This window comes from Frankia sp. R43 (genome assembly GCF_001306465.1).
GTDB classification, from domain to species: Bacteria; Actinomycetota; Actinomycetes; order Frankiales; family Frankiaceae; genus Parafrankia; species Parafrankia irregularis.
This window is the reverse complement of sequence record NZ_LFCW01000007.1, coordinates 482,056-492,510: the sequence shown is the minus strand read 5'-3', so window position 1 is coordinate 492,510 and position 10,455 is coordinate 482,056. Positions and strand designations below refer to the sequence as shown.

The 10,455-nt window shown below is 72.2% G+C and carries 2 protein-coding genes; both read right to left on the bottom strand.

All coding sequences use genetic code 11. The features are described 5' to 3' along the window. Positions 1–49: 49 nt before the first annotated feature. Positions 50–928 (bottom strand): DUF11 domain-containing protein, encoded by an 879-nt coding sequence (locus ACG83_RS29485; RefSeq protein ID WP_054569492.1) that lies wholly within the window; start codon positions 926–928, stop codon positions 50–52. Positions 929–1,052: 124 nt separating this feature from the next. Beyond that, on the bottom strand, positions 1,053–10,376 hold the full coding sequence (locus ACG83_RS29480; protein WP_083473658.1) for a putative Ig domain-containing protein: 9,324 nt from the start codon (positions 10,374–10,376) through the stop codon (positions 1,053–1,055). Positions 10,377–10,455: the final 79 nt, after the last annotated feature.

The window sequence follows — 10,455 nt, the reverse complement described above, 5'->3', positions numbered from 1 at the left end:
GCGGAGGCGCCATCAGCGAGGGCCGGGCTCGCCTCCGTCTTCACATTTCCTATCGCCTCGGACGCGGGACAGCGCCGTGGTCTGCGGAACGATCCCAGGCATCGTCCGGGGCGGGCGGCTGGGCGGGAACCTCGACGGTCTCGCGGGCCGCGATCGGGTCCTGGGGAAGGGCTGCCCCGCCGCCGGTCACCTGGCCGCCGGTCACCTGGCCGCCGGTCACCTCGCCGGTGGTCACGAGCCGGCGGCGGTGAAGGAGCCGCCGGCCAGCGAGCGCGGCCCCGACCCCGAGCACCACAACCCCGCCCAGCGTGGCCAGCGACGCGGCCAGGCCAAGCGGGCCGATGACCCCGTCGGACCGGTCGTCCCGGTGCGCGGCGTCGGTGGCGGCGGCGGACGGCAGCACGTCGGAGTCGGCCGCGCAGACGACCGGTCTGTCCGCGTCCTCGAGTGCGACGCAGGAGACCACCGCCAGCCGGAGCTGGTTGGGCGGTACCTGTCCCACCTTCAGCGAAGCGACGAACGTGGACGTCTGCCCTCGCGGTATGTCGGCCTGCCAGACGACGCTGTCGTCGACGGCGGCATCGCCGTCGGCCGAGTCGACGCGGGTTCCCGGCGGCAGGGACAGGGTGACGACCAGATCCTCTGCGTCGGTGGTGCCGAGGTTGCGGATCGTGGTGGTGTAGGTCCGCCGGTCGCCATCCCTGACGGCGGTACTGCCGTCGTCGACCGTGATCGTCAGGCTCGGGCCGCTCTGTCGCTGGTCGGGCGTTGCGGCGGCGGCCGTCGCGGCCAGCGCCCCGGAGGGCATGAGGACGGACGCGGCGACGGCGAGCGCTCCCGCACCCAGTGCGCCGAGGAGGCGGGCCGCGACGGGCGGCGGCACGCCGGGTGGGGACGTGCTGGGGGAAACGGTGGGGGAAGCGGCCATCTGAGCCTCGTTCCTGAGTTCCTGATGAGCCCGGTGACGTTGCCGCGCGGCCGGTCATGGCACGGCGAAGGGTGCCCCGTGCGGGTGGGCCGTCTCCCGGCGGCGAGCGGCGGTGCGGCGCGGGTCATTGCGTGGCAGCTATGTAATCGAGTGTCGTGCTGTAGGTGTCGGATGCGACGAAGGGGATGTCGACGGAGTAGTCGTTACTGATCGCGTCTCCGCCCGGCGCGGACGGGACGTCCTGGCTGTGCACCAGGACGGCGGTGGTGTGCGACAGCGGCTGGAAGGCACCGTCTCCGGTGGCCCGGACCGACAGCAGGTCCAGCGGGATGGTGTCGTCGTTGCCGGGAAGCGTTCCGGCCAGCGCCGGGGCGGTTCCCTGCACGGAGACCGTGTAGCCGTCCGCGCTGTTCGTGAGGACGGTCATGGTGACCGCGTGGTCGGCGGTGACCGTCTGGTTCGGCACGCCGGACAGGGTGAAGGACGTCGGGAGGTCGGTCAGGCTGAGCGTCTGCGCCTCGATCGTCGTCGTCGCCGTGCAGGCCGGCCCGGACCCGCTGCCGGTGCAGGTGCTGCCCGGGGCCGCGGAGGCGGCCTGGTTCGCCAGCACCGCCCCGGGTGTGGCCGCCGGGTCGACGGTGACGGAGTAGGTGATGGTGACGCTCGCGTCGACGGCCAGGCTTCCGGTCCAGGTCAGTACGGGGGCGGTGTAGCTCACCGTGCCCGTGGTGGCGGTGGCGTCGTTGTTCCAGGTGGCGTTGTCGGTCAGCTCGGTGAGGTCGTCGCTGATGGCAGCCACCGGGTACGGAGCCTCGCCGGTGTTCGTCGCGGTGATCGTGTACTGGATGGTGCCGCCGACCACGGCGCTCGACCGGTCGGCCACCTTGGTGATCGTCAGGGTCGGGACCAGGACAGTGGTGGTGGCCGTGCAGGTGGTGTCCGTGCCGCCGGCCAGGCAGTTGGCGCCGGAGGTCGCCGAGGAGACCACGTTCGTGGCGGTGTGGTCTCCGGTCGCCGGCAGCGCGGTCGTCACCGAGTAGGTGACGGTCGCGCTCGCGCCGACGTCGAGGTCGCCGGTCCAGGTCAGGTGCGGGCTGGTGAAGCTCACCGTGCCGGTGGTGGCGGTGGCGTCGTTGTTGTACGCGGCGTCGTCGAGCACGTCGGACAGGTCGTCGGTGAAGGACGCCCCGGTGTAGGGCGTCTGACCTTCGTTGGCCACGGTGACCGTGTAGGCGATCGGGCTGCCCGCGACCGTGGTGTCGCTGGTGGAGGCCGTCTTGGTGATGGTGAGCCGGGGGATGAGGATCAGGACGATGGTCCGGCAGGGGGAGGGGTTGTTCCCGCCTGCTGGTGGGCAGGTGCTGCCGAGCTCTGTCGAGCTGACGGTGGTGATGAGCGCGTGCGGGCCCAGGATCTGCTGGTGCACGGTGGCCGAGTAGGTGATGGTCACGCTGGCGCCGACGTCGAGGTCGCCGGTCCAGGTCAGCTGCGGTGCCGTGTAGGTCAGGGCGCCGGCGGTGGCGGTCGCGTCGCCGTTGTAGTCGGCGTCGGGGGAGAGACCGGTGAGGTCGTCGGTCAGCGTTGCGGCTGTGTACGACGTCTGTCCGGTGTTGGCGACGGTGATCGTCCAGGTGACGGTTCCGCCGGGGAGGGTGGCGGTCGTGCTCGGCGTCTTCTGGATGGTGAGCTGCGGCACCAGCAGGGTGAGGGTGGCGCTGCAGGCCGGGTCGGTCCCGCCGGCGGGGCAGGTGCTCCCCGGGGTGGGGGACTCCGCGAAGTTGGTCACCACACCTCCCTGGGTGATCGGGCCCACCGTCACCGACAGGGTGATCGTGGCCGTCTGCCCGGGGGCGAGGTCACCGTTCCAGGTCAGCTGGAGACTGCCCGGGCCGAACGTGAGGGTCCCGACGGTCGCGGCCGCGTCCCCGTTGTAGGCCAGGTTGTCGGCGTCGTCGTTGCCGAAGCTCACCGTGACCCCGGGGTAGGCGACCTGGCCGGTGTTGGTGATGGTGATCGTCGAGTGGATCACGTCGCCCGGGCCCGCGGACGTCCGGTCGATCGCGGTGGCGATCGTGAGCTCGCTGATCCGCGCGGTCGCCGAGCACCGGGCGTCGCCGCTCCCGGCTGGGCAGTTGTTGCCGGCGGCCGTGGAGACGGCGGTGCTCGTCAGCACGCCGTCGCCGCCTCCCACCCCCTGGGCGCGCACGGTGACCGAGAAGGTGACCGTGGCGGAGACGTCCGGGTTGAGGTCGCCGGTCCAGGTCAGGGTGGAGCCGGTGACGTCGACGGTGCCCACGGTCGTGGCCGCGTCACCGTTGTAGGTCGCGTCATCGAGCACGTCCGCCAGCGCGTCCGTGACCGTGGCGCCGGTGTAGGGAACCTGGCCGGCGTTGCTGATGGCGAGGGTGAAGGTGACCGTCTCGCCCGGCAGGACCGTCGCCGCGCTCACCGAGCTCGTGACTGTCAGCGCGGGGGTCAGGACCGCGACGCTCACGAGGCACCCGGCGTTGGCGCTGTTCGGCGGGCAGGAGCTGCCCGTCTCGGTGGACGCGAGCGTGGTCACCAGCACCTTGTCCCCCGGGTCGGGGTCACGCACCGTGAGGGAGTAGGACACCGTGACCACCACGCCGACGGCGAGGTCGCCGGTCCAGGTGAGGGTCTGGCCGGCGAACGTCGGGGTCCCCGCGGAGGCGACGGCGTCCCCGTTGAAGATCGCGTCGTCGAGGGCGCCGGTGAGGTCGGCCGTGACCACGGCGCCGGTGTAGGGCGTCTGGCCGCTGTTGGTGATGGTGGTGGTGTACCCGACCACCTGGCCGGGCTCGGCCGAGGTGGTGTTCGCGGCCGTGGTCATCGTCAGCCCGGGGATCAGGACCTGTACGGCCCCGCCGCAGGCCGGGTCGGTCCCGCCGGGCGGGCAGTTGCTGCCGGGCGCGGAGGTGACGAAGGCTCCCTGGACGATTCGGTCACCCAGGTCCGGGTCGTTGATCACAGAGCTCGCGGTGATGGTCACCGTCGCCCCCACCGCGATGGGGCCCCTCCAGACGAGCGCCTGGCCCGGGATGGTGACCAATGTGCCCGAGCTGGCGGTCTGGTCGCCGGTCGGGGTCGCGTCGTCCCTGATGCCGGCAGAGGCCAACGTCACCGTGATGTCGCTGTACGGGGTCGCTCCGGTGTTGGTGAACGTGGCGGTGAACGCGATCCGCTGGCCGGGAACGGCGGAGGTGACCGTCGTCACGTTGATCGCCAGTCTGCTGACGGTGACCGTGGAGGTGCAGCGTGGGTCGGCGGACCCCGCCGCGCAGTTGGAGCCGGGCGACCCGGACTCGAGCTGGTCGGTGAGGGTGCCGTCGCTGAAGGTTCCCACGGTCACCGAGAAGGTGATGGTGACCAGTCCCGATGCCGGGACGTTCCCGTTCCAGGACAGCGTGGACCCCGTGACGCCCACCGTGCCCGCCGAGGCCGCCACGTCGCCGTTGTAGGTGCTCTGGTCGAGCACCTCGCCGAGATCGTCGGTGAGCGCGGCGCCCGTGTACGGGGTGGCGCCGCCGTTCGCGACCGTGACGGTGTAGGTGACCGTGTCGCCCGCGGGAGCGCTGGGCACGTCCGTGCGGGTGGTGAGGGTCAACAGTGCCGGCGCCGTGATCGGCACGGTGGTGGTGCACGACGGATCGGTTCCGCCGGCCGGGCAGTTCGCGCCCGCCGAGGTCGAGACGACCGTCCCGGTCAGCGCCTGGTCTCCGGGCGCGGGATTGCCCACGGTGGTGGTGAAGGTGATGGTCGCGGTGGCGCCGGGAGCGAGCGCGCCGGTCCAGGTCAGAGTGGGAGCGGTGTAGGAGACCGAGCCCGTCGAGGCCACCGCGTCGCCGTTGTACGCGGCGTCGTCGAGGATGCCGGCCAGTGACTCGCTGATCGTGGCCGCGGGGTAGCTCGACTGGCCGGTGTTGGCCACCGTGATGGTCCAGGCGACCGTCTGCCCGGGCAGGGCGGTCGCGGCGTCGGCGGTCTGGTGGATCGTCAGCGCCGGGGTGAGAACCACGACACCCGAGAGGCAGCCGGGAGTGGTGACCTGCGGGCAGGAGCTTCCGGCCGCGGTCGACGTGGTCGTGATGAGAACCGTCTTGTCCCCCGGGTCGGGGTCGCGGACCGTCGCGGAGAAGGTGATCGTCGCCGTCGCGCCCACGGCGAGGTCGCCGGTCCAGGTGAGGGCGGAGCCCGCGAGGCTCACCGTCCCGGCCGAGGCCACGGCGTCGGCGTTGTAGACCGCGTCGTCGAGGAGCCCGCTCAGCCCGGCCGTCACCGTCACGCCGGTGTAGGGGGTCTGGCCGCTGTTGGTCACCGTCGTCGTGTAGGCGATGGTGCCCCCGGGCAGCGCGGTGGAGGTGTTCGCGGTGGTGCCGACGGTGAGGCCGGGGACGACGACCGTGGCGTACAGCGAGCACCGTGGGTCGGTGCCGCCCGGCGGGCAGTTGCTGCCCGGCGCGTCCGTCGTCGAGGAACCGCTCAGGACACGGTTCCCCGGGTCGGGGTCGCGGATCGTCATGGTGGCGGTGACGACGAGCGTTGCGCCCACCGGGATGTCGCCGGACCACACTCCACCGGCCGCGGAGACGGAAAGTGTGCCGAAGTTGGCCGTCTGATCACCGTTGCTGATCACGTCGTCCCCGATATCGGTGCCGTCGCTGCTGATCGTGATGCCCGTGTACGGCACCTGCCCGGTGTTCGTGACGGTGGTGGTCGCTCTGATCACCGATCCGGGGGTCGCGGTCGGCCGGTCGAAGGCCGAGGAGATGACCAGCTGGGCGATCGGGACCGTCACCGTGCAGCGGGTGTCCGTCCCGCCCGCGGGGCAGTTGCTCCCCTCGCTCGGCGAGGTGATCGTGTTGGTCAGCAGCCCGTCCCCCGCGGCCGGGCTGTCGGTCGTGACCGAGTACACGATCGTCGCGCTCGCGCCGGCGGCCAGGGCGCCCGCCCAGCTCAGTACCGGCGCCGCGTAGCTGGCGGTACCCGTGGTGGCCGTGACGTCGTTGTTGTAGACGGCGTCGTCGAGCACCCCGGCGAGCGGGTCGGTGAACGACGCGGCCGGGTAGGGGACCTGGCCGGCATTGGTCACCGTGACCGTGTAGGTGGTCACCCCGCCGGGCGTGGACGTCGCCGCGCTCGCCGACTTCGCGATGGTCAGCCGCGGGACCAGGATCTGCACGGCCGCGGTGCAGGCCGGGTCGGTTCCGCCCGGCGGGCAGTTCGCGCCGAGTGCCGAGGAGGTGGCCGTGTTGACGAGGGCTCCGTCACCGGTGGTGGAGCTGAGCGTGGTGATCGAGAAGGTGATGGTCGCGCTGGCCCCCACCGCCAGATCGCCGGTCCAGGTGATGGTCTGCGCGGCGTAGGTCACCGAGCCGGTGGTGGCGGTGGCGTCGCCGTTGTAGTCGGCCTGCTCCAGCAGCGCGGCCAGCGAGTCGGTCACGGTGGCGCCGGTGTAGGGGGCCTGGCCGGTGTTCGCCACCTGGATCGTGTAGGTGACGGTGCCGCCGGGGGTCACCCCGCCGGTGTTCGCGGTCTTGGTGATGGTCAGCGCGGGGATGAGCACCGTCACCGTCGTGGTGCAGGCCGGGTCGGTTCCGCCGGGCGGGCAGTTGCTGCCCTGCGCGATCGAGGAGATGGTCGTCCGGACCATCCGGTTGCCCGTGTCCGGGTTGCGTACCTGGACCGACGCGGTGATCGTGACCGATGCTCCCGGTGCGAGGTTGCCGGTCCAGTACAGGTTGTGGGCGTCCGCCGTCAGCTGGCCGGAGGTCGCCTGGCCGTCGCCGAGGTAGGTCGCGTCGTCCTGTTCGTCGGTGAGGCCGATCGCGAACAGCCGTCCGCTGTACGGGGTCTGGCCGTTGTTGACCGCGGTGAAGGTGCGTCGGATCACGCCCGTCGGGATGGTGGTGCTCACGTCGGAGCTGGCGGTCAGCGTCAGGATCGACACGGTCACCCTGCTGGCGCAGCGCGGGTCGGTCCCGCCGGCCGGGCAGATCGTCCCCACGGTGGGCGAGGTGACCGAGCTCGACAGCACCTGGTCGCCGGTGTCCGGGTTGGCGACGGTCACCGAGTAGGTGACGGTGACGGTTGCCCCGACAGCCAGGTCTCCCGTCCAGGTGACCGCGGACCCGGTGAAGGCGGCGACACCGGACGAGGCGGTGACGTCGGCGTTGTACGTGGCGTCGTCGAGCACGCCGCCGAGGGCGTCGGTGAACGTCACCCCGGTGAACGAGCTGGCGGCGGTGTTCGTGGCGGTGACGGTGTAGGTCACCGTCTCGCCCTGGGCCGCTGACGGGGCGCTCGCCGTCTTCGCGATGACGAGCGGCCCGGCCGCGACGGCGAGGGTGGCGGCCCGGCTCGCGGTCTGGCCGAAGGAGTCCGTCACTGTGACGGTGAAGGGGTAGCTGCCGACTGTCGTCGGCGTGCCGGCCAGCAGGCCGGTCGACGGGTCCAGGGTGATACCGGGCGGCAGGCTGCCGGAGCTGACCGCCCAGGTGAACGGGGCGGTCCCGCCGGTGACCGTGAGCTGTTGGCTGTAGGGGACGCCCGCCTGGGCGGCCGGCAGCGACGAGAACGTCAGGCTCGGCGGCGCCGCGATCGTGAGGGTGAGGCTCCGGGTCGCCGACTGGTTGAACGCGTCGGTCACCCGGACGGCGAACGAGGCCGTGCCGGCGGTGGTCGGCGTCCCGGACAGCAGCCCGGTGGACGGGTTCAGCGTGAGGCCGGCAGGCAGCGCGCCGGCGCTCACCGACCAGACGAACGGGCCCGTCCCGCCGGAGACGGTCAGCTGCTGGCTGTAGGCCACGCCGACCTCACCGGCCGGGGGAGCGGGGAACGGCAGCGTCGGGGCCGAGGCGATCGCGATGGCCAGGTTCTGGGTCGCCGACTGGCCACTGGCGTCCACCACCCGCAGAGTGAAGGGGTAGTCCCCGGGGGCGGTCGGGGTGCCCGTCACCAGGCCGGTGGCCGCGTTGAGGATGAGGCCGGGCGGGAGGCTGCCGGAACTGAGCGACCAGGTGAAGGGGGACGTACCGCCCGCCGTCGTGAACTGGACCGTGTAGGCCGCGCCCACCTCGCCGGCTGGTGGTGCCGGGTTCGCCAGACCGGGCGAGACGTTGGCCGTGACCGGGGCGGAGATCGCCGACGCCGGCCCGGTGCCCGCCGCGTTGACGGCCGCGACGGTGAACGTGTAGGTGGTGCCCCCGGTCAGGCCGGTGACCGTCCGGGTGGTCGCGGTGCCGGTGAAGGTCTGCGGCGCCTGGGCCACCCCGTTGATGTAGGGGGTGACCACGTAGCCGGTGATCGGGCTGCTGTTGTTCGCCGGGGTCGTCCAGGTCAGGGTCGCCGACTGGCTTCCCGCGCTCACCGCGGTGATCGACGGCGCGGCCGGCACGTTGTAGGGCACCACCGCGGCCGAGGGCTGGCTGGCCGCACCGCTGCCGAGCGCGTTCACCGCCCGCACGGTGAAGGTGTAGGAGCCACCCACCGTCAGCCCGGTCAGCGTCCGCGTCGTCGTCGAGGCGTCGAACGTCACCGGCGTCTGCGCCACCCCGTTCAGAGCGGGGGTGACGACGTAGCTGCTGATCGCGCTGCCGTTGGCCGGGGGGGCGACCCAGCTCACCGTGGCGCTGGTGACCCCGGCGGTGGCGGTCGGTGCCGCCGGGGTGCCGGGGCCGCTGGTGTAGATGTACGGCACCAGCCCGGCGATGCCGGCGGTGACCACGGTGACCCCGACCACTTCGACCGTCGACCGCGCGGGCATCGAGGAGATGGACAGCGAGCCGTTGGGATTGACGGTGAAGCAGCCCGCGGCCGGGCCGGCCTGGCAGGGCAGCAGCACCACGGGGGTGCCGGCGCGCTGCTCGGTCGTGGTGCCGATCTCGATCGCGGTGGCGCCCGCGATGTTGGTGCCGGTCACCGTGACCGAGCCGCCGCCGGACACCGAGCCCGAGGTCGGTGTGATCGCGAGCCCCGTGGGGGCCGACGGCACTGTCCCGGCCGTCGTGGAGCTGGTGTAGCCGGGGGCGACGTCGCCCGCGCCCACGGTGCTGACCGAGGTGGTCTGGATCAGCGATGGCGTGACACCCGACCCGGTCACGATCGCCACCACCGTGATCGGTGGCAGGGACGTCCCGGCCGCGAACGGCGCGCTGCTGTTGGTGCAGCTGATATTTCGCCCCGAAGGCGCCTCGCAGACCCAGCCCGATCCGAACGCCCCCACCGGCACCACGTTGACCGGCACCGTCTGGGTGACCGTGACAGGCTGCGTCACCGCGGCGCCGGCTGCCACGGCCGCGGTGACCGTGTAGGTGACCGGGTCTCCGGGCTGCGGGCTCGACCCGTTGTAGCTCGTGGTCGCGACCGTGAGGGTGGGAACCGCGTCGATCGTGGCCACCTTGACCTCGTCGATCTCGTGGTTGTCGTTCTCCCCGCCGGTGGCGCCGACCCAGCCGAAGGTGAGCTGGCGCGGGACGCCGTCCGCGTCGGTCCAGGACGACGACGGGTACAGGCCGGCCGGCGCCGCCGGCAGCAGGCCGGTCAGGACCACGGCCGACCCGCCGATCGGGGTCACCTCGACCCGGTAGCGTTCGGGGCCGACGGACGTCCCGGTGTCGTCGACGATCGTCGACGAGGTGGGGTTGATGATCACCTTGACCGGCACCCGCGCGCTCGCCCGGTTGCTTGTCCGCAGGTTCAGCGGCGCGGCGGAGGTCGTGGTCGCGGTGCTGTTGACCGCGCAGTACCCGGTCGTCCCGTTGCCGGGGCCGCGGACGACGACCTGCGCCGGCACTCGTGCGCCCGAGGCGATGTAGGGCGGGTCGACGCAGTTCGTGCCCTCGTACTGGTTGTTGCTGAAGTCGCCGTAGAGGTCCACGCCGACGCCCAGGTAGGCGTTGCTCAGCCCGACCGCGCTCGGCCGGCTCGGCGCGTAGCCGAGGGCACCGGCGGACTGCCCGAGGTTCGCCGGCGCCGCCGGCCGCGCGGGATCAGTCGCCGCCAGGACGAACCCGATGCCGTCGCCGCCGGACGAGCCGCCGTACTGGTAGGTGTTGAAGCTGACGACCAGCCCCCGGGAGGTCGGCACGCTGGTCGCCCCGAAGACGCCACCGACCAGGCTGGCGGAGTGAGTGGTCAGCCGCAGTTTCCCGAACCCCTGGGTGTCCTTCTCGGTCTGGCAGCTGCGCAGCACGCCGATGGTGCTGTTCCCGTTGGCCGTGAGGCAGGCGGCGTTGCCCCCGCTCTGCCCGGGGGCGAGAGCGGGCAGCACGACCGCGCCGGTGCCGTTCGGCGTGTTGTTGTGGAACGGCTGATCGAAGACCACCGTGCCGGCCGCGAGCGCCGGCGGCGACGTGAGCATCGAGATGGACCCGGTCAACAACGTGGTGATGACCAGGAGTACCAGGACTCGCTCCGGACCGCGCCCCATTCGGGAAACCTGGCCCGGTGCCCTTTCCCGTTCCGATTCTCTCGCCGTGCTCACCGCGGCCACGATAAGGGTCTTTACG